The 25,036-nt window shown below is 69.2% G+C and carries 21 protein-coding genes, 1 tRNA gene and 1 pseudogene; 5 read left to right on the top strand and 18 right to left on the bottom strand.

Going from position 1 to position 25,036, the window contains the following annotated elements; genetic code table 11:
- Positions 1-11: 11 nt before the first annotated feature.
- From GP2_RS14205 to GP2_RS22210, 4 genes are all read right to left on the bottom strand, one after another.
- A complete protein-coding gene (locus GP2_RS14205; RefSeq protein ID WP_006901217.1) occupies positions 12-1,097 on the bottom strand; it encodes an HNH endonuclease in 1,086 nt (361 codons plus the stop codon).
- 171 nt (positions 1,098-1,268) lie between these two features.
- Complete coding sequence (locus GP2_RS14200) at positions 1,269-1,787, bottom strand: OsmC family protein (RefSeq protein WP_006901216.1); 519 nt, start codon at positions 1,785-1,787, stop codon at positions 1,269-1,271.
- Positions 1,788-1,882: 95 nt separating this feature from the next.
- Entirely contained in the window at positions 1,883-2,704 is an 822-nt protein-coding gene (locus tag GP2_RS14195) for a universal stress protein (protein WP_006901215.1), read from the bottom strand.
- Positions 2,705-2,842: 138 nt separating this feature from the next.
- Positions 2,843-3,292, bottom strand: a complete 450-nt coding sequence (locus tag GP2_RS22210; RefSeq protein WP_051997228.1) for a PASTA domain-containing protein — start codon at positions 3,290-3,292, stop codon at positions 2,843-2,845.
- 258 nt (positions 3,293-3,550) lie between these two features.
- Between GP2_RS22210 and GP2_RS14185 the strand changes: the two genes are divergently transcribed.
- From GP2_RS14185 to GP2_RS22205, 3 genes are all read left to right on the top strand, one after another.
- Positions 3,551-5,209: a nuclease-related domain-containing DEAD/DEAH box helicase gene (locus tag GP2_RS14185; RefSeq protein ID WP_006901213.1), complete on the top strand. Its 1,659-nt coding sequence runs from the start codon at positions 3,551-3,553 to the stop codon at positions 5,207-5,209.
- A 195-nt stretch (positions 5,210-5,404) separates the two neighbouring features.
- Positions 5,405-6,013 carry a DUF5995 family protein gene (locus GP2_RS14180; protein ID WP_006901212.1) on the top strand — a complete coding sequence of 203 codons (609 nt, stop codon included), beginning with the start codon at positions 5,405-5,407 and terminating at the stop codon, positions 6,011-6,013.
- Positions 6,010-6,249 carry a hypothetical protein gene (locus tag GP2_RS22205; RefSeq protein WP_006901211.1) on the top strand — a complete coding sequence of 80 codons (240 nt, stop codon included), beginning with the start codon at positions 6,010-6,012 and terminating at the stop codon, positions 6,247-6,249. The genes GP2_RS14180 and GP2_RS22205 overlap by 4 nt, the downstream gene beginning before the upstream one ends.
- Before the next feature lie 64 nt (positions 6,250-6,313).
- Here the strand turns inward: GP2_RS22205 and GP2_RS21660 are convergent, their stop codons facing one another.
- Positions 6,314-6,538, bottom strand: coding sequence for an amphi-Trp domain-containing protein (locus GP2_RS21660; protein ID WP_006901210.1), 225 nt, complete (start codon positions 6,536-6,538; stop codon positions 6,314-6,316).
- A 175-nt stretch (positions 6,539-6,713) separates the two neighbouring features.
- On the opposite strand from GP2_RS21660, the pseudogene GP2_RS14170 reads away from it, so the two are divergent.
- Positions 6,714-7,129: pseudogene (locus GP2_RS14170) on the top strand (NUDIX hydrolase).
- A 90-nt stretch (positions 7,130-7,219) separates the two neighbouring features.
- Positions 7,220-7,296: transfer RNA gene (locus GP2_RS14165), tRNA-Asp, on the top strand.
- 25 nt (positions 7,297-7,321) lie between these two features.
- Here GP2_RS14165 and GP2_RS14160 read toward each other — a convergent pair.
- The 13 genes from GP2_RS14160 to GP2_RS14100 all read right to left on the bottom strand — a co-directional run bounded on the left by GP2_RS14160 (position 7,322) and on the right by GP2_RS14100 (position 25,006).
- Positions 7,322-9,067, bottom strand: coding sequence for a penicillin-binding transpeptidase domain-containing protein (locus GP2_RS14160; RefSeq protein ID WP_006901207.1), 1,746 nt, complete (start codon positions 9,065-9,067; stop codon positions 7,322-7,324).
- A gap of 364 nt (positions 9,068-9,431) precedes the next feature.
- Complete coding sequence (nuoN, locus tag GP2_RS14155; RefSeq protein ID WP_006901206.1) at positions 9,432-11,228, bottom strand: NADH-quinone oxidoreductase subunit NuoN; 1,797 nt, start codon at positions 11,226-11,228, stop codon at positions 9,432-9,434.
- The gene (locus GP2_RS14150) at positions 11,225-12,853 is read right to left on the bottom strand and encodes an NADH-quinone oxidoreductase subunit M (RefSeq protein WP_006901205.1); all 1,629 of its coding nucleotides are present in this window, start codon (positions 12,851-12,853) and stop codon (positions 11,225-11,227) included. Before GP2_RS14150 ends, nuoN begins: the two co-directional genes overlap by 4 nt.
- Positions 12,850-14,763, bottom strand: a complete 1,914-nt coding sequence (gene nuoL / locus GP2_RS14145; protein WP_006901204.1) for an NADH-quinone oxidoreductase subunit L — start codon at positions 14,761-14,763, stop codon at positions 12,850-12,852. The genes GP2_RS14150 and nuoL overlap by 4 nt, the downstream gene beginning before the upstream one ends.
- 11 nt (positions 14,764-14,774) lie before the next feature.
- The gene (gene nuoK, locus GP2_RS14140; protein WP_006901203.1) at positions 14,775-15,074 is read right to left on the bottom strand and encodes an NADH-quinone oxidoreductase subunit NuoK; all 300 of its coding nucleotides are present in this window, start codon (positions 15,072-15,074) and stop codon (positions 14,775-14,777) included.
- 4 nt (positions 15,075-15,078) lie between these two features.
- Positions 15,079-15,900, bottom strand: coding sequence for an NADH-quinone oxidoreductase subunit J (locus tag GP2_RS14135; RefSeq protein ID WP_040527084.1), 822 nt, complete (start codon positions 15,898-15,900; stop codon positions 15,079-15,081).
- Positions 15,897-16,502 carry an NADH-quinone oxidoreductase subunit NuoI gene (gene nuoI, locus GP2_RS14130; protein WP_006901201.1) on the bottom strand — a complete coding sequence of 202 codons (606 nt, stop codon included), beginning with the start codon at positions 16,500-16,502 and terminating at the stop codon, positions 15,897-15,899. The genes GP2_RS14135 and nuoI overlap by 4 nt, the downstream gene beginning before the upstream one ends.
- The gene (gene nuoH / locus GP2_RS14125; protein ID WP_006901200.1) at positions 16,495-17,862 is read right to left on the bottom strand and encodes an NADH-quinone oxidoreductase subunit NuoH; all 1,368 of its coding nucleotides are present in this window, start codon (positions 17,860-17,862) and stop codon (positions 16,495-16,497) included. The genes nuoI and nuoH overlap by 8 nt, the downstream gene beginning before the upstream one ends.
- Complete coding sequence (locus GP2_RS14120) at positions 17,859-20,270, bottom strand: NADH-quinone oxidoreductase subunit G (protein WP_006901199.1); 2,412 nt, start codon at positions 20,268-20,270, stop codon at positions 17,859-17,861. The genes nuoH and GP2_RS14120 overlap by 4 nt, the downstream gene beginning before the upstream one ends.
- Positions 20,267-22,330, bottom strand: coding sequence for an NADH-quinone oxidoreductase subunit NuoF (gene nuoF, locus GP2_RS14115; RefSeq protein ID WP_006901198.1), 2,064 nt, complete (start codon positions 22,328-22,330; stop codon positions 20,267-20,269). Before nuoF ends, GP2_RS14120 begins: the two co-directional genes overlap by 4 nt.
- A complete protein-coding gene (gene nuoD / locus GP2_RS14110; RefSeq protein ID WP_006901197.1) occupies positions 22,327-23,703 on the bottom strand; it encodes an NADH dehydrogenase (quinone) subunit D in 1,377 nt (458 codons plus the stop codon). Before nuoD ends, nuoF begins: the two co-directional genes overlap by 4 nt.
- Positions 23,703-24,455, bottom strand: coding sequence for an NADH-quinone oxidoreductase subunit C (locus GP2_RS14105; protein ID WP_006901196.1), 753 nt, complete (start codon positions 24,453-24,455; stop codon positions 23,703-23,705). The genes nuoD and GP2_RS14105 overlap by 1 nt, the downstream gene beginning before the upstream one ends.
- On the bottom strand, positions 24,452-25,006 hold the full coding sequence (locus tag GP2_RS14100; RefSeq protein ID WP_006901195.1) for a NuoB/complex I 20 kDa subunit family protein: 555 nt from the start codon (positions 25,004-25,006) through the stop codon (positions 24,452-24,454). Before GP2_RS14100 ends, GP2_RS14105 begins: the two co-directional genes overlap by 4 nt.
- Between the last annotated feature and the right edge of the window lie 30 nt (positions 25,007-25,036).

Below are 25,036 nucleotides of genomic sequence, written 5' to 3'. Positions count from 1 at the left end.
TCGTCTGGTCCTCAGAGCGGCAGGTGGTCGTGGAACCAGGAGATATCGGCGCGAGTGAGCGCTCGCACGGCGGACCGCCCCTCCCACACCGGGGTGTTGATCGGCTGGGTCAGATACAGGCCGTGTCCGGCTGCCACCACCCGGTCGTACTGGCTCGGCCAGTTGATCTGGGCGGCGAGTTCATCGAGGGTGCCGCGCCCCCGGTCGAGTGCGCGGGTGACATGGGCCGGTGCAGGCAACCGGTCGGACTTGCTGCTGTTGCAGCCTCGGCAGGCCAACACCAGGTTCGCCAGCCCGTCGATTCCCACACGCGACCATGGCAACACGTGATCGACGTGGCGTGACCGTCGGACCGCCGCGTTGCAGTAGAAGCAGGAGGGATCGAACGCCTCGGCCAGCACGTCGCCGGCGCGTTGGAGCGAGATCCGGTCGGCCCCGAACAGGTGTTGCGCCAGATCGGGGCCGTCGGAGAGGAAGTCCTTGTTCATGCGTCGGACGTCGTCGACCCACGCGAGCTGGAAGGCGGGCTTCAGCAGCGGTGCCAGGCGGGCAATCGTGTGACAGACACCGGGATAGAGGGTCAGCTTGTTTCCGTGCTCGGCGATGCGCTTCACCGAATCCGTTCCCATCCACGAGTCGTCGTAGAGAAAGCGCTCCTCGGAACCCCCGGAGGTGAGGTTCTGCACCAGCTTCAGCGGGTAGCGCACCAGGGTTCGTTTCACGCGGAGGTGTGTGGCGAGGTACTCGTCCGGGTGAGAAGCCGCCACGGCGCGGAGACCTGGTGGTCGCCGACCCGCCGCGGCGTCCTCCGCCAGGCGGGCAAGCGCGTCGAAGATGACGCCGCGTCCGTCGTTGGACTGGCGCAGTCGATGTCCGTCGAGCGGACGCAGTTGCCGCCAATACAGCTCGATGACGCGTGTCGTGAGCTCGTCGAGATCGATGTCCACGGCGGCATCGGGGTCCTCGGGAACCGATTCGACCGCCAGATCCAGCAAGGCCATCAGGACCGCGAGTTTGTAGGTGGCGGTGCGCCGTCCGTCCTCGAGGACGGCGACGAGCCGCTGGCCGAGCGTGAGCGGATCGACGGTCAGGGGCACGGGTCAGAGTCTATGAGTGGTGGAGCCATGAGGCAGTGCAGATCCCGACAGTGGCGCGGCATGTGAGGCGGCCACGACGAGCAAACAGCCGGCGAGCACCATCGGAGTGCTCGCCGGCTGTCTTTCAGGTCCCGGCCGAACGGTCGCCGGGCCCGAGGTCGGTGGCTGCGATCAGTTGAGGACGATGTCCACCGGCACCGCGTTGCCCAGCGTGTGCCCGACGGGCGAGCTCGCCTTGACCCGGGCGTGCAGCTCGTCGAGCTTCTCCTGCGGGGCGTCGGAGTCGATGGTGACCTTCGCGGTGATCGAGGTGAAGCCGGCGTGTCCCTCGGCGAGTCCGAGGAAGACGCTCAGGTCGAGGTCGCCCTTCAGGTCGATGCGCAGATCCTTGAGCTCGATGCCGGCGAGCGTGGCGTTGGCCGCGTACCCGACGGCGAGGCAGTTGCCGAGGGCGCCCAGCAGCTGTTCGACCGGGTTGGGTGCGGTGTCGCCGCCGCCGAGCGCCGTCGGCTCGTCGGACGCGATGGGCGAGAAATTGCGGACGCGGGCCTGCGAGGCGAACGCGCCGTTCCACTGGACATGGGCCGCCCAGGTGGTCTGCGCCTTGGATTCGTCGGCGCGGATGCCCTCGAAGAGATGCCCGACGGCGGCGATGTCGACGTCGTTGAGGCGGGTGGCGGTCTCGGTCATGGTGCTCCTTCGCGTGGGATCCGGTGCCGACGAAGCTAGCCGTAGAACCGGGAGCGGACACCGTTCAGCGTCACGGTGATCCGAACTCGCCGAAGTCAGGACACGGAGTGGTCGACCACCGCCACCGGGTACTTCGACGCGTGGTGGGCGGCGCGTGTCACCGACGTGATCCAGGCGGGGAACAAGACGCCGGACCGCGGGCGGCTGATCACCAGCAGCGACGCGTGCGGGACGGCCTCGGCCAGCGAACGATGCGGGTCGCCGTTGATGAGCTGGATGGTCACATGCCGGTCGGGGTAGCGCTGCCGCCATGGCGCGAGAAGCGCCTCTGCGCGCGCATAGGCATCGGAGATCTCCTCCGGCGCAGCATCATCCGAGATCGCGGAGATGACGGTCACCGGCTGGTCGATCTCACGGGCCACGTCGAAGGCGCCCTGGAGCGCCTGCTCCGACGGCGCGTCGACGTCGATCGCCGCGACGACCGGCCCGTCGAAGCAGAGGTTGCCGAACGGAACCGTGACCACGTTGCACTTCGCGCGGGCCGCGACCGCGGCGCTGACGCTGCCGGCGGTGAGCCGCTCGAGCCAGCCGGCCCGATGGTGCCCCAGGACCAGGAGCCGCACCTCCTCCGACACCTTCAGCAGGAGGGGGATGGGGAGATCCGGCCGGATGAGGGTGTCCACGCGCAGGGTCGGATGGTCGTCGCGTAGGGCGGCGGCGACGGCGTCGGCGCGCGCGATGGCGGCGTCGCGGATGTTCTCGATGTCGAACTCGGCGAGACCCTGCGCCGTTCCCGTCGGCGCATAGCCGTGGACGAGCAGCAGCCGGGCATCACGACGGATCGCCGCCGGCGCGGCCCAACGAGCTGCCGCCTCCGACTCCGGGCTGTGGTCGAGCCCCACCGCAATGGTCGTCATCGTCCCGAGTACGACCTCCCCCTCCGCGAACCGGGGCGGCCGATGTCCGGGGCCGCCACGTGGCCGGTCTCGGAGGAAATGCTAGTCGGACAGCCGTGCTTCGCAGGCGGGTCGGGCGACGATCCGTCGACCTCGCGGTCAGCAGTCGTGGGGCTCGCCGATCTTGACGACGGCGAGAACGGCCTCTCCCTCACCGAAAGGCGTTCCGGGACTCGGTGTCTGGCCCACCACGATCCAGTTGCGATCGAGGATCTGCGATCGTCGCCGGCCGGTCGCGTCCTCGCTGCGGGAGAAGAACACGCCGGCCTCCTGGATCCTGTCCTGCGCGTCCTGGAGGTTCATGCAGACCACGTCGGGCATGATCGGCGCACCGGTGGTGGGTGGTGGCGGCGTCTCGGTCTGGCTTCGTCGGGCCGGTCCGGGGGCGGGCGCCGGGGTCGTGCCGGTCACCGTCTCCGTCACGGTGGTCGTCGGCAGCGGTGACGTCACGGCGGCCCCGGACCTTTCGTCCGTGGTTGCGCCGCAGGCCGTGGCCGCGGCGAGCGAGACGCTCACCGCAGCGGCGAGCGGGACGAAGCTGCTGCGCATGATGTCTTCGATCTCCTGGGGCTGCGTTTGTCGGGCGAACGGTAGATCCCGCCGCGGGAGCGAGTCGTTAGCCCGGGACAGGCGATTGGTCCGATCGGAGGAATCGAGACGCATCTGCCCGCGGCGCGCTGGACCCGTCGCCCGGACGCGGTAGCGTGCGGCGAGGCCGGAATCCGACGAGGCGCCCGCCGAGTGACGGGTGCGGGCGCGGTGGCCCCGGGATTCGAGCGAGCAGATTGTGGGAGGACGAGACACGACATGCCGACGGTGATCCCCGCGAACCCGCGCTTCGCGGCAGCCAGCGAAGAGATCGTCTTCGACGCCTTGGCCGCCCAGCTCGCCGACGAGGACCTGCTCGTCGTCGGGCAGCGGGTCACCGATCACGTGAAAGATCACGAGATCGACTTCGTCGTGGCGATCGAGGGCGCCGGGATCGTCTGCGTGGAGGTCAAGGGCGGCGAGGTCTGGCACGACGGCGAGTCGTGGTGGCAGGAGCGGGTCGGGCAGGCGCCGAAGCCCATCGACCCGGTCGCGCAGGCGCGGGAGGCCTGCTACGCGCTGAGGGAGTTCGTCGAGTCCGACCCGCGCTGGACCGTCGGCCGACTCCGCTGGGATCACGTCGTCGTGTTGCCCCACACCGAGGTGGGTCCGGCGTTCGCGCTCCCGGACTGCCCCCGGTGGAAGATCGTCGACCGGACCCAGCTGGACCAGCTCATGCCGCTGATCCGCAGCGTCGTGCTGAAGAGGGGCCTCGACCTGCCGCCGATCGACGCCGACGGCATCCATCAACTCGGTATCGCGTTGGGCGGCAGGGGATTGCCTCAGCGGGACGTCGTGGCCAGGGCGCTCGAGAACGAGAGCGTCGCCGACACGCTGACCTCCCACCAGGCGGTGATCCTGCGGGCGATCACCCAGCTCAACCGCGTCGAGGTCCGGGGCGGGGCCGGCAGCGGGAAGACGTTTCTGGCCGTCGAGCAGGCGCGGCGCCTCGCGAAGTCGGGCCGGCGCGTGGCCCTGGTCTGCTACTCCCACGGGCTGGCGTCCTATCTCGAAAGGCTCACCGCCACATGGGGGCACAAGGAACGTCCCGCCTACGTGGGGGAGTTCCACGAGCTCGGCATCACCTGGGGTGCGGCGACGGGTCCGGACGAACGGGAGCGCACCGAGGCCGCCCAGGAGTTCTGGGAGCACACTCTGCCGCGTCAGATGTACGAACTGGCACAGCAACTCCCGCCGGGAAAGCGGTTCGACGCGATCGTCGTCGACGAGGCGCAGGACTTCGCCGACGACTGGTGGAAGCCGTTGCTGGCCTGCCTGAAGGACCCCGAGAACGGGGGCATCTACGTGTTCATCGACGAGGCGCAGCGGGTCTTCGCGCGGCAGGGTTCGCCGCCGGTCGACCTCGTCCCGCTGGTCCTCGACCACAACCTGCGCAACACCAAGCAGATCGCCGAGACATTCAAACCGCTTGTCGGGCAACGGATGCAGCTGCACGGCGGCGACGGTCCCGAGGTCCGGTTCATCCCGTGTTCTCCGGAGGAGGCGCTCGACGTCGCCGACGACCAGATCGATCTGCTGCTCGACGAGGGGTGGCGTCCGGAGGATATCGCGCTGTTGACCACCGGAAGCCGCCATCCCGAGCAGAAGGCTCGGCAGGCCGAGGGCAACAAGGCCTACTGGGCGTCGTTCTGGGACGACGAGCAGGTCTTCTACGGGCACGTCCTCGGTTTCAAGGGGCTCGAGCGCCGGGTCGTCGTCTTGGCGCTCAACGAGAAGAAGGCCTGGGACCGGTCACGTGAGCGTCTCTACGTCGGCCTGTCCCGGGCGCGCGACGAACTCGTCGTGTGTGGCGACCCGGACTTCGTGTGCGAGGTCGGCGGACCGCAGGTAGCCCGTCGTCTGGGAATCGGGGTGTGATCTCGGGGAGCGCGGCAATGCGTCCGGTGCACTGGGACGGCTGTCCATTCCCGACCCGTTCCAAAGTGTGCCAGAGTGAACGAACGCTACTTTCACACAGGAAATCTCGCCGCCACATGATAGCGACCACGGAAACGGGACATATCGGTCGGGGTGTGTAGGTCGACTTACGTGCCGTGCATATGCCGACCCGTCATGAACGTCAGACGTGCCCTGTGCGCAGGCCTCGTGGCCGCTTCTGTCCTGGTCGGGGGAGCCGGCCTCGTCGGAGCGGAGGCCGCAGCCGCGCCGGCGACCCGTTGTGTGCCCGCGTCGACTCCCGAGAGCGAGAAGCGCCTCGCGGAACTCACCGACGTATCCGGGATCAAGACCTTCGACGATGCGCGCACCGCGATCAGCAACCTGCGCAAGGAACTCAGCACGTCGGACAACTATCTCGGCACGTTCCCGATCGCCTTCGACAACATCCTGCAACTCGTCGGTCCGAGCATCGCCTCGGGGACCTACGACGATCCCGAGTGGGCCGAGGCCCTGGCAGTCGAGGTCGTGCGGCTGTACGTGGGCAACCTCCACGAGTTCGTCACCGGCGGCACCCCGCAGGCGCACTGGGCCGAGGCCTTCAAGCTGACCAAGAAGTGCGACCGCAGTCCCGGCCGCGTCCTCCTCGGGCAGATCTTCGCCCACCTGATCGTCGACTTCCCGTATGCGCTGGAGAACATCGGCACCACCGCCGAACACACGCGTGACTACTACGCCTTCGGCAACGCGCTCGTCGACGCCACCCCGACCATCGTCGGGACGTGAAGAAGACCTACGGCGTGGACCTGCATCCGCTCTTCACCGCCTGGTTCCTGGGCGACGTGATCGGTGACAGCCAGGCCACGACCCTGCTGTTCCAGTCGACGCGCACCGTCGCGCTCGTGAACAACTTCGGTCTGCAGAACCCGGCGACCCGCGGTGCGACGGTCGCCGAGATCGACGCGATGTACCGCACCTCGCTGTTCGCCCTGGATCAGATGGAGAACCTCGGTAAGATCTGATCTCCACCCACGACGAGAAACGGGCCGGTGACGCTGTGTCACCGGCCCGTGTGGTCTTCAGGGCTCACCAGGAGATCTCGACCTCGATCTCGCCCTCGCCCTCGCCGCTCTCGAACTCGATCTTCAGCTCGACCTCTGCCGGGACGTCGATACGGACGGTCTTGTCGTTCTGCACGTATGACACCTCGTTGTGGCGCGCGATCGCGTCGGCGAGTGCGTGGAGTCGCTTCGCCGCGTCCTCGCGCGTCAGCGTGGTCTTGGCCTTGTGCTCGAACAGTTCGTCGCTCATGGGTTCATCTGAGCCGATCGCGAACACCGGGTCAAGAAGTCGGGCACGGATTGGCAGGCGGCCGTCGCCGGGCAGGTCCCGGCGCGGAGCTGCGGTCCCGGTGTGCCCGACGGGCTGCCGGAGATCTGCGACATGATGGCCCAGACGACCGCGCAACGGGAAGGGGAGTGGCCGCATGGAGCCGATCCGGGTCAGTGCAGTGGTGATCCGTGACGCCGACGGGAGGGTGCTGACGGTTCGCAAGCGCGGCACGAGCATGTTCATGTTCCCCGGCGGAAAGCCCGATCCCGGTGAGCGACCCGTCGACGCGGCGGTGCGCGAGTGCCTCGAGGAGCTCGGGGTGTCGATCTCGGCCGACGACCTGGAGCGCTCGGCGAGTTCGAGGCGGCCGCGGCCAACGAGAGCGGGCGGCGGGTGATCGCCGACGTGTTCGAGCACCCCTACGTGGAGGTCGCCGCCCCGAAGGCCGAGATCGCGGAGGTGTCCTGGCGCGACCTCGACGACGAGACCGTGGCCCCGCTGCTCCGGGACGCCGTCTTCCCGTTCCTGCTCGCCGGCTCCGCGGAGCTCGGGGAGGCGGGCGAGCGCTGACCGGCGTGGGCCCGGGGAAGGCGCCCGTGATCGCACTGGTGGGGGTGGTCGAAACCCGGGTGACGGGATGCAGTACTTTGTTCGCAGCAAGGCCCTGTGGCGCAGTTGGTTAGCGCGCCGCCCTGTCACGGCGGAGGTCGCGGGTTCGAGCCCCGTCAGGGTCGCCAAAGTGCAGACATGGTCTGCGTGCATCTAGTTCCGAAGCGGTCGCAGGAACTCCCCGGTGACACCCACGGCCGGTGCCGACGATCCGCCCCCGACGACCAGCGTCGCGAACGCCAGATCGCCGGCGATCCCGGCGAACCAGCCGTGCGGGTTCTTGTTGTCGCCGTACTCCGCCGTCCCGGTCTTGCCGCCCAGGCCGGGGACGTCGCGTAGCGCGGTGGCGGTGCCGCGGGTCACGGTGTCGCGCATCATGCTCCGCAGCGGGCCGGTGACCTCCTCGGGGATCTTCCTCGGTTCGACGTCCCCGCTGGTGCTCTGTCCGTCGACGAGCACCGGGGAGACGGTCTCGCCGCGCGCCAGGCTCGCCTCGGCCAGCGCCAGCCCGAACGGACTGACCGTCACCGTGCCCTGGCCGATGCCGTTCTCGACGCGCAGAGCCGGGGAATCGGCGACGGGAACCCTGCCGGTCACCGTCGTGAGGCCGGGGACGTCGTAGTCGGCGCCGATGCCGAATCGGCGTGCCATGTCCGTCAGCGCGTTCTCGGGCAGCTTGTTGGCCAGCGCGCCCATCGAGGTGTTGCAGGATCGGGCGAAAGCCGTCGCGAGTGGCACTGTTCCGAGATCGAAGTCGTTTTCGTTGGGGATCGTGCGGCCCTCGATCGTCGTGCGGCCGGGGCACGGGACCTGCGACGTGGGTTGCACGACCCCGTCGGCGAGCGCGGCGGCGGTGGTCACCGTCTTGAAGGTCGAACCGGGCGGGTACAGGCCGCTGAGCGAGACGGGCCCCGACTTGTCGGCGGCGTCGTTCTGCGCCACGGCGACGATCCCGCCGGTGGACGGTGCGATCGCGACGATCATCGCCGGCCGTCGCTCGGCGTCGACGGCGCGCTGGGCCTGGGTCTGGATGTCGCGGTCGATGGAGGTCTGCACGGGTGGGGTCGGCCGGGGTTGCGCTGAATCCACGAGGTGTGCCGCGGATCCGTCGTCGTTGACCAGCAACACCGACCAACCCGCGGTTGCGTCGATGGTTTGGCGCCAGATCCCCTCGAGCCCCGACATCGCCGGGGAATGAAGGGATTTCGTCGCACTGAGCAGGGCGCCCTGCTCGGACGTGGTCACACCCGGGATGGACTGGACGGCGCGCTGCACGCGTTTCCAGTCCGATTCCCGCAGTCTGATCACGTTCTGCTTGGCCGCGTCGTTGCCGTCGAACAGCTTTCGGATCCCGGCGCCGGTCATATCCGGTTCGACGGGGCGCAACGCCCTGGCCAGCGCGTCCGCCGAACCGATCTGTGCGCGATCGAGGTCGACGAGCGAGACGGCCTGCCAGGTCATCAGCGGCTGTCCGTTGACGTCGAGAACCGGGGTGCGATAGGCGCGGTCGTCGCTGTATGAGAACGTCTGGCCGTCGCGGAGCTGACGGTGCAGCACCGCTGGTTGCCAGCGGATGCGCCAGCCGGAGCCGCTGTCCACCAGCGTCGCATCTGTCTGGTATTCGACGGTGTCGTCTCGGATCTGCCAGCGGTGTTCGAGCGTGCCGGTCACCTGCTTGTCGTCGACGAGGTCGGCGGAGACGCTCAGCTTCGGCTTGGATCCCATGCCGTCGAACATCGACTGGATCGCGGCGCGAGCGGCCGGCGGGTCATCCGTGAGGCCTGCGGCAGCTGCGACGTCACCCTTCTGCAGGTTCTCCGCGAATGACCGAAGGGTGTCCTCTGGCGAGTCGGAGAACAGCGAGCACCCCGACAGGGTGCCGACGGCCAAGAGGATCACGCCCAGGATTGCCGGCCATCGGCGCTGTGTGCATCGACGCTCCGGGCGGCTTCTCGCCTCCCCGACGTGGACTTTCTCGGCTCCGGTGGTCGAAGGTCGCGGGTGCCTGATGAGATCCACGGTTTCCAGGGTGGCACGGATTTGCCGTCGACCGCGCGGACTCGCCGTTTGGCGTGGTCCAGGCCGCGAGGCGAAGGGCCACCGACAACCGTGGCCCTGCGAGACCACTCGGTGCTCGATCAGGCCGTCCACCAATCCGTTTGCCGGCCGGGAGCCGAGAGCGACAGACCAGAAGCCCGGCCGCACGACACGTGGCGACCCACGCTGGGACACGGGATGTCGGTGCCTGAGGCTACGTCGGAGATCACCGCAGGAACGATGCCGCGGCGTCGGCGAGGTCCAGCACTGGTTGGGGGAAGATGCCGAGCACGACCGTGACCAGGGTGCATACCGCGACACCGGACATGGTCAGCACGCTGGGCCTCACCACGTGCGGGGCGCCGTCGACCGGCACGTCGTCGAAGAACATCGCGACGATGATCCGGATGTAGACGTAGGCGGCGATCGCGCTGCTGACGACGCCGATGACCACCAGTACTCCGCCACCGTTCCCGGCGGCCGCGGCGAAGACGTCGAACTTGGCGATAAAGCCGCTCGTCAGCGGGATGCCGGCGAAGGAGAGCAGATAGACCGCGAACATGGCCCCCACCAACGGATACCGACGCCCGAGTCCCGACCACTGGGTGAGGTCGGTCGCCTCGCGCCCGGACAGGTGTGGGTTGCGGACCGGCGCCGACGGCCCGCGGATCGCTGCGGCGCGGGCGGATGCGGTCGCGTCGGCGTCGGGTTCGCGGATCACCGCGACGAGGGCGAACGCGCCCAACGTGGTGAACGCGTAGGCGGCCAGGTAGAACAGGGTCGCGCCGAGTCCGGCGTCGTCGAAGGCGATGAGTCCCAGCAGGATGAAGCCCGCGTGGGCGATCGACGAGTACGCGAGCATGCGCTTGACGTCGGTCTGGGTCACCGCCATCACCGACGCGATCACCATCGACGCGATCGCGACCGCCCACATCACAGGTTCCCACTGGTCGCGTAACGCGCCGAAACCCACGTAGAACACCCGCAGGAGCGCGCCGAACGCGGCGATCTTGGTCGCCGACGCCATGAACGCGGTGACCGGGGTCGGGGCGCCCTGGTAGACGTCGGGGATCCACGCGTGGAACGGCACGGCACCGACCTTGAACAGCATGCCGACCGCCAGCATCGCCAGGCCGATGAGGGCGAGCGTGGTGTCGCCGCCCAGGCCGGCGACCTCGCCGATCGACGCCCCGATGGCCGCCAGGTTCAGCGAACCCGTTGCGCCGTAGACGAATGCCGCTCCGAACAGGAAGAACGCCGACGAGAACGCACCCAGCAGGAAGTATTTCAGCGACGCCTCCTGCGAGATGAGGCGACGACGCCGGGCGAGACCGCAGAGCAGATACAGCGGTAGCGAGAACACCTCGAGCGCGATGAACATCGTCAACAGGTCGCCGCACGCGGGGAACAGCATCATCCCGCCGAGCGCCAGCAGCGCCAGCGGAAACACCTCGGTGGTGACCGCGCCGGCGCGGGTCGCCTCGAACTCGGCGTCGGTGTTGGGGACCGCCGCGCCCGACGGCGTGAACATGTCGGCGTCGACGCCGCCGTTTCCACCGCCACCGCCGCTGACCCCGGTTCTGCCGGAACGGTCGTCGCCGACCGACGCGCCCGCCAACCGGCGCATGTCCACCGGCGCCACCACGCGTTCGAGCCGGCGCTCGGCCATGAAGCCGACGGCGATGATCCCGACCACCAGCAGCAGTCCCTGCAGGTAGAGGGTCGGGCGATCCATCACCACCGCCCCGGACATCGTGATCTGTCCGTTGGCGCCGTTCGAGGTCTCGGCGGCGGCGACCGCGATCAGGGCGCCCAGCGCGACGAGGAGGCCGCCGAGCGAGAGGACGAGCTGGACCGGATAGCGCAAGCGTCTCGGGGCGAAGGCCTCCACCAGGACGCCGATCACCGCGGCCCCGAAGACGACGAGCATCGGCGACAGCGCGCCGTAGGCGATGCTCGGCGCCTCGATCGCGGCCAGGGTGGTCGGAGTCGAGGAGACGGGGGTGAGGCCGGTGGAACTCATCGGTGTCCCTCCGCTTCGGTTGTGGTGCCGTGTGTTCGGCCGTCTCCGGGCTCTGCGACCGCGGGCTCGGGAGCGGTGACCCCGACTGTGGTGAGCGTGTTCTGCACGGCCGGTTCGATGAGGTCGATCAGCGGTTTCGGATAAATGCCGAGGACGAGCAACAGGGCCATCAGCGGGGCCACGACGACCAGTTCGCGCCCGGCGAGGTCACGGATGCCGGGCGCCGCCGAGTCCCCGCTCTTCGGCGGGCCGCCCATCATCCGCTGGTAGGTCCACAGGATGTAGATCGCGGACAGGACCAGCGCCGAGGTCGCGACGACGGCCGCGACCGGGTACCGCGTGAACGTTCCGACGAGGACCAGGAATTCACTGATGAACGGCGCCAGTCCGGGCAGGGAGAGGGTGGCGAGACCGGCGACGAGGAAGGTTCCGGCGAGGACCGGGGCCACCTTCTGGACCCCGCCGTAGTCGGCGATGAGCCGGCTGCCGCGCCGCGACACCAGGAACCCGGCGATGAGGAACAGTGCGGCGGTGGAGATCCCGTGATTGACCATGTAGAGCGTCGAGCCGGTCTGGCCCTGCGCGGTCAGCGCGAAGATGCCCAGGATGATGAATCCGAAATGGGAGATCGACGTGTAGGCGATGAGCCGCATCACATCGGTCTGGCCGATCGCGAGGATCGCGCCGTAGACGATGCCGACGACGGCGAGCGCACAGATCAACGGGGCGAACCACCGGGATGCGTCGGGGAACAGCTGCAGGCAGAACCGCAGCATCGCGAAGGTGCCGACCTTGTCGATTACCGCCATCATCAGCACCGCGGAGGTCGGGGTGGCGGCCACCGCGGCGTCGGGAAGCCACGAATGCAACGGCCACAGCGGGGCTTTCACCGCGAAGGCGAACATGAACCCGAGGAACAGGAGTTTCGCGAGGCCGGTCGAGTCGTCGAGCTGGCCGCTCGACACCGCCGCCACGACGTCGGTCAGCGCGAACGTGCCCCCGTCGACCCCGTTCTGCGCGGTGACCACGTACAGCCCGACGACCGCGGCGAGCAGGATCAGGCCGCCGAACAGGTTGTACAGCAAGAACTTCACCGCCGCACCGGATCGGTTGGGGCCGTTGCCGAAGCCGCCGATGAGGAAGTACATCGGGATGAGCATGGCCTCGAAGAAGATGTAGAACAGCAGGATGTCGAGGGCGACGAAGCTCATCAGCACCATCGCCTCGGTCGCGAGGAACAGGGCGAGGTAGATGTGCGGGTTCTTGCGTGCGAGGCCGCCCGCGTGATCGAGCGAACCCGCCGTGTCGGCGTCGTTCCACCCGGCCAGCAGGAGCAGCGGGAGAAGCGCTGCGGTCAGCAGGATCAGCGCGAGCCCGATCCCGTCGAGTCCGAGCGAATAGCGGGTTCCGAGTGCGGGAATCCAGCTGACGTCCTCCACGAACTGGTAACGGTCGCCGGCCGGGTCGAAGCCGATGGCGAGTCCCACTCCGACGGCCAGCACGAGGACGCTCACCGTCAGCGCGAACCACTTCGCGATCACCGGTCGGTTCGCCGGAACGGCGAGCACCAGGCCCGCGGCGATCGCGGGGACGAGCCACAGAACGGTCAGCCAGGGGATGCTCACAGCACGTTCACCGCCATCACGAGAGCGAGGACCACCGCGGTGCCCGCGAACATGGACAGGGCGTAGGAACGCACGTAGCCGTTCTGCCACCCCCGTATTCGACGCGACGTCCGGGCGATCGCGGTGCCCACACCGCCGGTGAGCCCGTCGACGCCGTCGGACTCCACCGCGACGAGGCCGGCGGTCACGCGTCGGCCGGGCCGCATCAGCAGCTCCTCGTTGACGGTGTCCCCGTACAGGTCACGCCGCGCGGCGACGGTCAACAGGGAGACGTCCTCGGGGGCGGTGACGGGCACCGGGTGGGTCGCGTACTGCCGGTAGGCGACCCCGACGCCGACGGCGACGACGGCGAGGATGATGAGCGTCATCGCCCACACCGGCAGCACGTGATGCGGCGTGTGTTCGCCGACGACGGGGGCCAGCCAGTGCTCCAGTGTCCCGCCGATCGCGAGGAGCGCGCCGGAGGCCACCGATCCGATCGCGATGAGGATCATCGGGACGGTCATCACCCGCGGCGACTCGTGCGGGTGCGGAGCGGGGGCGTCGGTACCGTCATGCCAGCGCTTCTCGCCGAAGAAGGTCAACAGCATCACGCGGGTCATGTAGAACGCGGTGATGCCGGCGCCGAGCAGCGCGGCGCCGCCGAGGATCAGCCCCTTCGCTCCGCCCTCGCCGAACGCCGCCTCGATGATGTGGTCCTTGGAGTAGAACCCGGCGAACGGCGGCACGCCGATGATCGCGAGGTAGCCGACCCCGAAGGTGGCGAACGTGATCGGCATGAGAGTCCGCAGCCCGCCGAACCGGCGCATGTCGGTCTCGTCGTCCATGCCGTGCATCACCGAGCCGGCGCCGAGGAACAGCCCGGCCTTGAAGAAGCCGTGGGTGAGCAGGTGCAGGATCGCGAACGCATAACCGGCGGGTCCGAGGCCGGCCGCGAGCACCATGTACCCGATCTGGCTCATCGTCGACGCCGCCAGTGCCTTCTTGATGTCGTCCTTCGCGCACCCGATGACGGCGCCGAACAGCAATGTCACCGCACCGACGACCACGACGCCCACCCGGGCCCCCGGCGCCAGGTCGAAGACCGGCCCCGACCGCACGATCAGGTAGACGCCCGCGGTCACCATGGTCGCGGCGTGGATGAGCGCCGAGACCGGGGTTGGGCCCTCCATGGCATCGCCGAGCCAGGACTGCAGCGGCACCTGGGCGGACTTGCCGCACGCGGCGAGCAGGAGCATGAATCCCAGTGCGGTGAGGGTGGATTCGCTGACCTGCGGCGCACCGTCGAAGACCGCGGCGAACGACACCGACCCGAAGGTCGCGAACATGATCATCAGCGCCACGGCCAGGCCGATGTCGCCGACGCGGTTGACCACGAACGCCTTCTTCGCGGCGGTCGCCGCCGACGGCTTGTGCTGCCAGAAGCCGATCAGCAGGTAGGACGCGAGACCGACTCCCTCCCAGCCCAGGTAGAGGCCGAGGTAGTTGTCGGCGAGCACGAGGACCAGCATCGCCGCGAGGAAGAGGTTGAGGTAGGCGAAGAACCGTCGCCGATCCGGGTCGTGCGCCATGTACCCGATGGAGTAGACGTGGATCAACGCGCCCACGCCCGTGATCAGCAGGACGAAGCACATCGACAACTGATCGAGGCGGAAACCGAAGTCCACCTGGAGTTCTCCGACGGGGACCCAGCTGAACAGGATGTCGGAGACGCCGCGGCCGTCGGCGGACCGGGACGCCATCCCGACGAACATCGCCGCCCCGACCAGGAACGACGCGACGGCGGTCGTCGTGGCGAGCAGATGACCCCACCGGTCGGTGGCGTGGCCGCCGAGCAGGAGGACCGCCGCCCCGGCGAGGGGGAGCGCGGGAACGAGCCAGAGCAGCGACGCGGTCAGTTCGGCGTTCACCCAGTCCTCCTCTACCGCTTGAGCAGATCCGCGTCGTCGACCGACGCCGAACGGCGTGACCGGAAGATCGTCATGATGATGGCCAGTCCGACGACCACCTCTGCGGCGGCGACGACCATCGTGAAGAAGGCGATCACCTGGCCGTCGAACGACTGCGTCATCCGCGCGAAGGTCACGAATGCCAGGTTGGCCGCGTTGAGCATGAGCTCGATGCACATGAAGACGACGATCGCATTGCGGCGCAACAGGACACCGGAGGCGCCGATCGTGAACAGCAGGGCCGAGAGGTAGAGGTAGTTCTCCGGGTTCATCGCCTCACCGCCGATCCGAGCCGGGTCGGTCCTCGCCCGCAGGCCGGCGATCGCCGGGACGACGCAGCGTTCGGGCGGCCAGTATCGCGTTCACCGACAGGTCCGAGGGGCTCCCGTCGGGCAGCCGCGCCGGGACGTCGACCGCGTTGTGTCGCGCGTAGACACCGGGACTCGGCAGCGGGGTGAGGTTCACGCCGCTGCGGAACCGGGCCTTCGACAGCTCCTTCTGGGTGAGCCGCGGGCCGAAGCGCTCCCGGTGGGCCAGCACCATCGCGCCGAGGGTCGCGGCGATCAACAGGGCCCCGGTCAGCTCGAACGCCCACAGATAGCGCACGAAGATCAGTTCGGCGATCGACTCGATGGCCGAGTTGCTGTCACTGGCCAGGGCATACGGTTCGGTGGCGCCGGCGGTGACCGCGACGGTCGCGCTGCCGATCCCGGCGATCAGCAGGACGCCGAAGCCGATCCCGATCAGTCCCGCGGCGAACCGTTGTCCGCGCAGCGTCTCCTTCAGCGAATCCGACGAGTCGACGCCGATGAGCATCAGCACGAACAGGAACAGCATCATCACCGCGCCGGTGTAGACCACGACCTGCACGACGCCGAGGAACAGCGCGCCCTGCGCCACGTAGAACACCGCGAGAACGATCATGGTGGTCGCGAGGAAGATCGCCGAGTACACGGCCTTGGTGGCGAAGACGACCCCGAGTGCGCCGGCGACGGCCACGGCGCCGAGGACCCAGAACTGGATGGCCTCGCCGGTCGAGGTGCGCACCGATTCCGCGGCCAGCAGGCCCAGCGTGCCGGCCGTGTCCCAACCGGTCATGCCCGTGACCCCCGGGCATCGTCGGGTCGGACGTCGTCGCCGGTCGTCGCACTCGGCGGCGCACCGGGAGATCCGGTGCGCGGCACCAGCCTTCCTTCCGCGGTGATCTCTCCGCGGTAGTAGTTCTCCTCCGTCGAACCCGGCGCCATGTCGTGCGGGGGCGCCTCGGCGCCCGGCGGGAGCGGTGCGAGCAGACGGTCCTTCTCGTAGATGAGGTCGGCTCGGTTGTCGTCGGCCAGCTCGTAGTCGTTGGTCATGGTGAGTGCGCGGGTGGGGCAGGCCTCGATGCACAGGCCGCAGCCGATGCATCGCAGGTAATTGATCTGGTAGACGCACCCGTACCTCTCACCGGGCGAATACCGTTCCTCTGGAGTGTTGTCGGCGCCCTCGACGTAGATGGCGTCGGCGGGACAGGCCCAGGCGCACAGCTCGCAGCCGATGCACTTCTCCAACCCGTCGGGGTGGCGGTTGAGCTGGTGCCGACCGTGATACCGGGGAGCGGTGGGCCGCTTCTCCTCCGGGTACTGTTCGGTGATCGTCGGCGAGAACATGCCGCCGAACGTGACGCGGAAGCCGTCGACCGGCTTGAGGAAATCAGGCATCGGTGGTCTCCCTGCTCGGCGCCGGCTCGACACCGGCCGGTGGGGATGTGGCGGCGGACCCGGTCGCCTTCGGGTCGACGACCTGCCCCGGCATGGGCGGGACGGGGAAGCCGCCGGCCATGGGGTCGAACGGCTCGGACCGGCCGGGGCCCGCCCGGTCGGACCCGGGGTCGGGTGCGTCGGGGTCGGTCGGGACCCGCATCAGCCGCCAGATCGCGTAACCGATCAGCGCGGTCACCACCAGTCCCGCGGCCGTGGAGACGAGGGCGCGCACCAGCGTGTGGTCGCCGGCCGAGACCCGGATGATCGCGACGACCATCACCCAGGCCAGCGAGATGGGGATGAGGACCTTCCAGCCCAGGTTCATGAACTGGTCGTAGCGCAGTCGCGGCAGGCTGGTGCGCAGCCAGATGAACACGAACATGAACGCCCAGACCTTCAGGGTGAACCAGAGGATCGGCCACCACCCGGAGTTGGCCCAGTCGAAGGCGCTCAACGGCCACGGCGCCTGCCAGCCGCCCAGGAACATCGTCGTGGCCAGCGCGGAGACGGTGACCATGTTGATGTACTCGGCGAGCATGAACATCGCGAACTTCAGCGACGAGTACTCGGTGTGGAACCCGCCGACGAGTTCGCCCTCGGCCTCGGGCAGATCGAAAGGCGCACGGTTGGTCTCGCCGACCATCGAGATCGCGTAGATCACGAACGAGGGCAGCAGGAGCATGAAGTACCAGTGGTGCTCCTGCGCGGCGACGATCCCCGAGGTGGACATGGTCCCGGCGTCGAGGAACACCGCGGCGAACGTCAGTCCCATCGCGATCTCGTACGAGATGACCTGTGCGGTCGAGCGCAGGCCGCCGAGGAGCGGATAGGTCGAGCCCGACGACCACCCGGCCAGCACGATGCCGTAGACCCCGACCGACGTCACGGCGAGCACGTAGAGGATGCCGACCGGCAGGTCGGTGAGCTGCAACGGGGTCTGGTGGCCGAACACCGACACCATCGGCCCGAAGGGGATCACCGCGAACGCCACGACGGCCGGCACGACCGCGATGATCGGTGCGAGGAGATAGATCACCTTGTCGACTCCCGCCGGGATGATTCCTTCCTTCAGTGCGAGTTTCACGCCGTCGGCGACGCTCTGGAGGATCCCGCGGGGTCCCACGCGGTTGGGGCCGATGCGGCCCTGCATCCGCGCCATGATCTTGCGCTCGAGGAGGATCGCCGCGAGCGGGTTGAGGACGAGGAACGCGAAGACGCCGAGGGCCTTGAGGATCACGAGCCAGATCGGGTCGTGCCCGAAGTCGGCGAGGTCGGGATAGTCGATGGCCAGGGTGGCGGCGTCGGCGGCGAGGATCATCGGTCGCCTCCGGGGACGTCGGCCGCCGAGGCGGGCGACAGAGCCACCAGGTCGCCCGCCTGCGCACGCAGGTCGGGGTGGACCCGGGAGCCGGGGGAGTTCAGCGGGACCCACACGACCCGGTCCGGCATGTCGGTGAGCTCGACCGGCAGCGTGATGGCGCCGTCGGCGGTGCTGATCCGCACCCGGCCGTCGACCGCGACGCCCGCCTCGGCCGCGGTGGCCGGCGACATCCGGGCGACGGGGGTGCGCGCCGTGCCGGCGAGGTACGGCTCGTCGTCCTGCAGGCGTCCGAGGTCGAGGAGCATGCGCCAGGTCGCCAGGACCGCCTGGCCGGCCGCCGGGGTGTGCCGGGGACGGTCGTGGGCGGCGATGGCCGTCCGCTTGCCCGCCCAGGCGCCGATGCGACGAAGGTCCATGTGGATGGTCTGCGGGCCGTCGCACCGGAGATCGACGCCCATGCGACGCGCCAGCGCGTGGAGGATCCGGTGATCGGGCAGGTGCCCGGTCTCGGTGAGCGCGGTCGTGAAGCTGCGCGGGCGGCCCTCCCAGTCGACGACGGTGCCCTCCTTCTCGGCGACCGCCGCGACGGGGAACACCACGTCCGCGTGGGCGGTGACGGTGGAGTGCCGCTGCTCCAGGCTGACGACAAATGGTGCGGCGGCGAGTGATTCGGCCGCCGCGGCAGGGTCGGGCAGGTCGTCGAGGTCCACGCCGGCGATCAGCAGCGACAGCCCGTGACACCGGGCCGCGTCGAGGATGCCGGTGGTGTCGCGGCCGGCCCGTGTGGGGAGGTCGGCGCCCCACACCGAGGCCACCGCCGCCCGGGCCTCCGGATCGGCGAGGGGGCGTCCGCCCGGCAGCAGCCCGGAGAGCGCCCCGGTCTCGAGCGCACCGCGTTCACCCGCGCGCCGCGGTATCCACGCGAGATGCGCGCCCGTCCGGTCGGCGAGGTCTGCGGCCGCGGTCAGCGCTCCCGGGCTCGCTGCGAGACGCTCGCCGACGATGAGCACCGAACCCGGTTCGCGGAGATGGTGGGTCGCCTCGGCGGAACTCAGGACGGACCGCTCGGCGCCGGGCACGGCGGTGAACAGCTGCGCATCGAGCTTGCGCACCCCGCGACTGGCGAACGGCGCCACCGTCGCGACGCGCAACCCGCCGGCGCGGACGGCGCGCCGCAATCGCAGGAAGACGATCGGCGATTCCTCCTCCGGCTCGAAGCCGGCGAGGAGAACCGCGGGAGCGGCCGACAGGTCGTCGTAGGTGGTCTCGAGTCCGCGCCCGGCGACGCGGGCGGCGAGGAAGTCGGCCTCTTCGCTGCTGTGGACGCGGGCCCGGAAGTCGATGTCGTCGGTGCGCAGCACCGTGCGGGCGAACCGCGAGTACGCATACGCGTCCTCGACGGTCAGCCGACCGCCGGTCAGGACGCCGGTGTTCCCGATCGCCGTCGAGAGGCCTTCTGCGGCAACGCGGATCGCATCGGCCCAGCTGGACTCGCGCAGATCCCCGTGACGATCGCGCACGAGCGGGGCGGTGATCCGGTCGGCGGCGGTGGCGTAGGCGAAGGCCCAGCGGCCCTTGTCGCAGTTCCACTCGGAGTTGACCTCGGGATCGTCGCCGGCGAGGCGGCGCAGCACCTTTCCCCGACGATGGTCGGTGCGTTGCGCGCACCCGCTGGCGCAGTGCTCGCACACGCTCGGCGTGGACACGAGGTCGAAGGGCCGTGCGCGGAAACGGTATTGCGCGCCGGTCAGGGCGCCCACCGGGCAGATCTGCACGGTGTTGCCGGAGAAGTACGAGTCGAAGGGCTCGTCCTGGTAGATGCTGACCTGTTGCAGCGCACCGCGATCGGCCAACTCGATGAGCGGGTCGCCGGCGACCTGGGTGGAGAAGCGCGTGCACCGCGCGCAGAGCACGCACCGCTCGCGGTCGAGGAGCACCTCCGACGACAGCGGCACCGGTTTCACGAACGTCCGCTTGACCCCGTCGAACCGGGACTCGCTGCGCCCGGTGGCCATCGCCTGGTTCTGCAACGGGCATTCGCCGCCCTTGTCGCAGACCGGGCAGTCGAGCGGATGGTTGATGAGCAGCAACTCCATCACCCCGCGTTGGGCGTCGGCGGCGACCTTCGAGCTCATCTGCGTGTGCACCACCATGCCCTCGGTGGCGACCGTCGTGCACGAGGCGAGGGGCTTGCGCTGCCCCTCCACCTCGACGAGGCACTGTCGGCAGGCGCCGACCGGATCGAGGAGCGGGTGATCGCAGAAGCGGGGGATGGTGATCCCGATCTGCTCGGCGGCGCGGATCAACAAGGTGCCCTTCGGAACCCGGACCGGCCGGCCGTCGATGACGATCCCCACGAGGTTGTCTGCCTCGGTGGACGGGTCGCTGCCGTGGGTGAGGGTCATCGGGCACCTCCGACGGCCCCGGCCGACGGCGCCCAGGCCGTCGACAGCGAATGGTCGAACGGGCATCCGTGGTCGAGGTGGGCGAGGTACTCGTCGCGGAAGTACTGCAGCGAGGAGACGATCGGGCTCCCCGCGCCGTCGCCGAGGGCGCAGAACGACTTTCCGACGATCGAGTTGGTGACGTCGGCGAGGGTGTCGAGGTCCGCGGCGGTGCCGCCCTCGTGCTCGAGGCGGTCGAGCAACTGCACCAGCCAGTACGTGCCCTCCCGGCAGGGAGTGCACTTGCCGCAGGACTCGTGTGCGTAGAACTGCGTCCAGCGCAGCACCGCGCCGACGACGCAGGTGGTCTCGTCGAAGATCTGCAATGCCTTGGTGCCCAGCATCGAACCGGCCGCGCCGACCCCCTCGTAGTCGAGTGGGACGTCGAGGTGCTCGGGTGTCAGCAGCGGCGTCGACGACCCGCCCGGCGTCCAGAACTTCAGCCGGTGGCCCGCGCGCACCCCGCCGGCGCGCTCGAGGAGTTGTCGCAGCGTGATGCCCAGCGGCGCCTCGTACTGGCCGGGGTGGGTGACGTGCCCCGACAACGAGTACATGGTGAAACCGGGCGACTTCTCGGTGCCGAACGAGCGGAACCATTCGACGCCGTTGCGGACGATCGGCGGGACGCTCGCGATGGACTCGACGTTGTTGACGACGGTGGGGCTCGCGTAGAGACCCGCGACCGCCGGGAACGGGGGACGCAGCCGGGGCTGTCCGCGCCTGCCCTCGAGGGAATCGAGGAGTGCGGTCTCCTCGCCGCAGATGTACGCGCCGGCGCCGGCGTGGACCACGAGTTCGAGGTCGAAGCCCGAGCCGAGGATGTTCTGGCCGAGAAAGCCTGCGGCGTAGGCCTCGTCGACCGCGGTCCGCAGGCGGCGCAGGACCGAGGCGACCTCGCCGCGCAGGTAGATGAACGCGTGGTGCGCCCGGATCGCGTAGGCCGCGATGACGACGCCCTCGATCAGCGAATGCGGCGAGGCGAGCATGAGCGGCATGTCCTTGCAGGTGCCCGGCTCCGATTCGTCGGCGTTGACCACGAGATAGTGCGGGGGACCGGACTCGGCTTCCGACGGCTGCTGTTGCGGGATGAACGACCACTTCATGCCCACCGGGAAGCCGGCGCCGCCGCGACCGCGCAGCCCGGAGGCCTTGACCATCTCGATCACGTCGTCGGGCGGGGTGTCCAGGGCGATGCGCAGGGCGCGGTAACCGTTGTGCCGCAGGTAGTTGTCGAGTGTCCAGGAGTTCTGGTCGTGCCAGTGACGCGACAGGACCGGCACCTCGGCGGGTTCCGGCTCGGGCGCGGCGCCGACGGGAGTGTCCGCGTGCATGGGCTGCCGGGCGGGCGCGTCCTGGCCGGTCACCCCGGCGAGGTCGCGCGCGGTCTCCCGGAACGAGCGCACCCGCCCGGTGCCGCGGGCCGGCTCGACCGTGACGCCGGCACGCAGGTCCTCGACCAGCTCGACACCGGACTCGGGCGTCTGGTTGTCGAAGAACTCCCAGTTCACCATCACCACCGGTGCGAAGTCGCAGGCCGCATTGCACTCCACGTGCTCGACGGTGATGCGCCCGTCGGCGGTGGTCTCGCCCGGCTGCACGCCGAGGTGCTCGCACAGGGTGCGCAGGATCTCGTCGCCGCCGAGCGTCGCGCACAGGGTGTTGGTGCAGACCCCGACGAGGTACTCGCCGGTCGGCGTGCGGCGGAACATCGAGTAGAAGGTCGCCACCGACGCGATCTGCGCCGGGGTCAGATCGAGCTGTTGCGCGCAGAACTCGATGCCCGCGCGGGTGATGTGACCGTCCTCCGATTGCACGAGGTGCAGCAGGGGCAGCAGCGCCGACCGGGCCTGGGGATAGCGGGCGATGATCGGCCCCGCCTGCGCAGCCAGCCGCTCGGTCACCTCGTCGGGATACCGGTCCGGCCCGCCGAAGCCGATGGGCGGCGCCGGAGCGCACGGTGTCGGTGCCGCCGGCTCCTGGGGAGGAGAGGTCGACAGGTCCACGAACACGGGATCGGTCATCGGTCCACGCCTCCCATCACCGGGTCGAGGCTCGCGACGGCGGTAATGACGTCGGCGACCATGCCGCCTTCGCACATCGCCGCCACCGCCTGGAGGTTCGTGAACGACGGGTCGCGGAAGTGGACCCGGTAGGGGCGCGTCCCGCCGTCGCTGACCATATGCACGCCGAGTTCGCCGCGCGGCGACTCGACGGCGATGTAGACCTGTCCGGCGGGCACGCGCATTCCCTCGGTGACGAGCTTGAAGTGGTGGATCAGCGCCTCCATCGAGGTGCCCATGATCTCGGCGATGTGTTCGGGGGAATTGCCGAGGCCGTCGGGCCCGAGCGCCAGGTCGGCCGGCCAGGCCAGTTTGCGGTCGGCGATCATCACCGGTCCCGGCTTCAGCCGGTCGAGGCACTGCCGGACGATGCGGACCGACTCCTGCATCTCCTTCACGCGGATCAGGTAGCGGCCGTACGAGTCACACGTGTCGGTGGTGATGACGTCGAACTCGTAGGTCTCGTAGCCGCAGTACGGCTGCGCCTTCCGCAGATCGTGCGGGTAACCGGTGGAGCGGAGCACCGGGCCGGTGACGCCCAGGGCCATGCAGCCGGTCAGGTCGAGATAGCCGACGTTCTGGGTGCGCGCCTTCCAGATGTAGTTGTCGGTCAGCAGATCCGAGAGCTCCTGCAGCCGGCCCGGCAGGGCGTCGACGACGCGCGCGATCTGCTCGGGGGCATCCGGCGGGAGGTCCTGCGCGACACCTCCGGGCCGGATGTACGCGTGGTTCATCCGCAGGCCGGTGATCATCTCGAACAGGTCGAGGATGAGTTCGCGTTCCCGGAATCCGAGGAACATCGCGGTCACCGCGCCGAGCTCCATGCCGCCGGTGGCCAGCGCGACGAGGTGGCTGCTGATGCGGTTGAGTTCCATCAGCATGACGCGGATGACCGACGCCCGTTCGGGGATCTCGTCGGTGACGCCGAGCAGCTTCTCCACGCCGAGGCAATACGCCGTCTCGTTGAAGAACGGGGACAGGTAGTCCATCCGCGTCACGAACGTGACGCCCTGCGTCCAGTTCCGGTACTCGAGATTCTTCTCGATCCCGGTGTGCAGGTAGCCGATTCCGCACCGGGCCTCGGTGACCGTCTCGCCCTCGATCTCCAGGATGAGGCGCAGCACGCCGTGCGTCGACGGATGCTGCGGCCCCATGTTGACGACGATGCGCTCGTCGCCGGGCTGCTGTTCGGCCCGGGTGCGCACGTCGGAGACGATCGAATCCCAGTCCTGGCCGGACACCGTGTAGGTGCGGGTCGGTTTCACGTCCTGGTCGGGCCCTGGGGCGGCGTCGGTGGACCCGGGGTTCCCCGGGCCGGTGACGGTGTCGGGCATCAGCTGTACGACCTCCTCCGGTCTGGTGGGTCGACGCGGGTCCCCTTGTACTCGACCGGCACCCCGCCGAGCGGGTAGTCCTTGCGCTGGGGGTGTCCCTCCCAGTCGTCGGGCATCTCGATCCGGGTGAGCGAGCGGTGCCCGTCGAAGACGATCCCGAAGAAGTCGTAGGTCTCCCGCTCGTGCCAGTCGTTGGTGGGGTAGATGTCGCAGATGCTCGGGATGTGGGGATCGGCGTCCGGCGCCGACACCTCCAGACGGACCCGGCGGTTGTGGGTCAGGGAGGCCAGCGGATAGACCGCGTGGAGTTCGCGTCCGGGATCGCCCGGGTAGTGGACGCCGTTGACGCCGAGGCAGAGCTCGAAGCGGAGGTCGGGGCAATTACGAAGTGTGAGAGCGACTGTGGGGAGGTGGTCACGCCGCACGTGGATCGTCATCTCGTCGCGGAAGATCACGATCTTCTCCACGGCGGCGTCGTACCGGTCGGCGAGTTCGCGTTCGAGGGCGTCGGCGATCTCGTCGAAGTACCCGCCGTAGGGGCGCGTCGAGCTCGGTGGCAGGGTGATCGGCTGGACGAGTCCGCCGTAGCCCGAGGTGTCGCCGGTGCCCGGTGTCCCGAACAATCCGTGCCGGACGCCGATCACCTCCGGATCGGGTGGATCCGGTTCTGGTGTCGGGGGTTCGGGGCCGAGGTGTGCGGGGCCCGTGTGGGCCGGGTCGCCGCGTGTGGGGTCGAGGTCGTCGGGCTTCATCGCAGCAGCCCCTTCATCTCGATGGTCGGGGTCGCCTCCAGGGCGGCGCGCTCGGCCGCCCAGACCGCCTCCTCGCGGTTGACCCCGAGGGGCATCTCCTGGATCTTCTCGTGCAGCTCGAGGATCGCGTTCAACAGCATCTCGGGCCGCGGTGGGCACCCGGGTAGGTAGATGTCGACCGGGACCACGTGGTCGACGCCCTGGACGATGGCATAGTTGTTGAACATCCCGCCCGACGACGCGCAGACGCCCATCGCCAGAACCCATTTGGGCTCGACCATCTGGTCGTAGATCTGGCGCAGCACCGGCGCCATCTTCTGGCTGACTCGGCCGGCGACGATCATCAGGTCGGCCTGCCGGGGCGAGGCGCGGAAGGCCTCCATGCCGAATCGGGCCAGGTCGTATCGTCCGGAGGTGGTCGACATCATCTCGATCGCGCAGCAGGCGAGCCCGAAGGTCGCCGGCCACAGCGACCCCTTGCGCATGAAACCGGCCAGCTCCTCGACGGTGCTCAGCAGGAAGCCGCTCGGCAGACGTTCCTCGAGTCCCATCTCTCACCTCCTGGTGACGGTCGTGAACCG

The sequence above is a fragment of the Gordonia paraffinivorans NBRC 108238 genome, assembly GCF_000344155.1.
Taxonomy (GTDB): Bacteria; Actinomycetota; Actinomycetes; order Mycobacteriales; family Mycobacteriaceae; genus Gordonia; species Gordonia paraffinivorans.
Note: the sequence above shows the minus strand (reverse complement) of the source record. Positions and strands in the feature narration are given on the sequence as shown.

Coding starts and splice junctions, on each gene's coding strand:
- GP2_RS14180 (WP_006901212.1), top strand. CDS start 5,405: ATGAACGTCAGACGTGCCCTGTGCGCAGGCCTCGTGGCCGCTTCTGTC.
- GP2_RS14200 (WP_006901216.1), bottom strand. CDS start 1,787: ATGACCGAGACCGCCACCCGCCTCAACGACGTCGACATCGCCGCCGTC.
- nuoD (WP_006901197.1), bottom strand. CDS start 23,703: ATGCCCGACACCGTCACCGGCCCGGGGAACCCCGGGTCCACCGACGCC.
- GP2_RS14195 (WP_006901215.1), bottom strand. CDS start 2,704: ATGACGACCATTGCGGTGGGGCTCGACCACAGCCCGGAGTCGGAGGCG.
- GP2_RS14100 (WP_006901195.1), bottom strand. CDS start 25,006: ATGGGACTCGAGGAACGTCTGCCGAGCGGCTTCCTGCTGAGCACCGTC.
- GP2_RS21660 (WP_006901210.1), bottom strand. CDS start 6,538: ATGAGCGACGAACTGTTCGAGCACAAGGCCAAGACCACGCTGACGCGC.
- GP2_RS14105 (WP_006901196.1), bottom strand. CDS start 24,455: ATGAAGCCCGACGACCTCGACCCCACACGCGGCGACCCGGCCCACACG.
- nuoK (WP_006901203.1), bottom strand. CDS start 15,074: ATGAACCCGGAGAACTACCTCTACCTCTCGGCCCTGCTGTTCACGATC.
- GP2_RS14120 (WP_006901199.1), bottom strand. CDS start 20,270: ATGACCCTCACCCACGGCAGCGACCCGTCCACCGAGGCAGACAACCTC.
- nuoH (WP_006901200.1), bottom strand. CDS start 17,862: ATGATCCTCGCCGCCGACGCCGCCACCCTGGCCATCGACTATCCCGAC.
- nuoN (WP_006901206.1), bottom strand. CDS start 11,228: ATGAGTTCCACCGGCCTCACCCCCGTCTCCTCGACTCCGACCACCCTG.
- nuoF (WP_006901198.1), bottom strand. CDS start 22,330: ATGACCGATCCCGTGTTCGTGGACCTGTCGACCTCTCCTCCCCAGGAG.
- GP2_RS22210 (WP_051997228.1), bottom strand. CDS start 3,292: ATGCGCAGCAGCTTCGTCCCGCTCGCCGCTGCGGTGAGCGTCTCGCTC.
- GP2_RS14135 (WP_040527084.1), bottom strand. CDS start 15,900: ATGACCGGTTGGGACACGGCCGGCACGCTGGGCCTGCTGGCCGCGGAA.
- nuoI (WP_006901201.1), bottom strand. CDS start 16,502: ATGCCTGATTTCCTCAAGCCGGTCGACGGCTTCCGCGTCACGTTCGGC.
- GP2_RS14185 (WP_006901213.1), top strand. CDS start 3,551: ATGCCGACGGTGATCCCCGCGAACCCGCGCTTCGCGGCAGCCAGCGAA.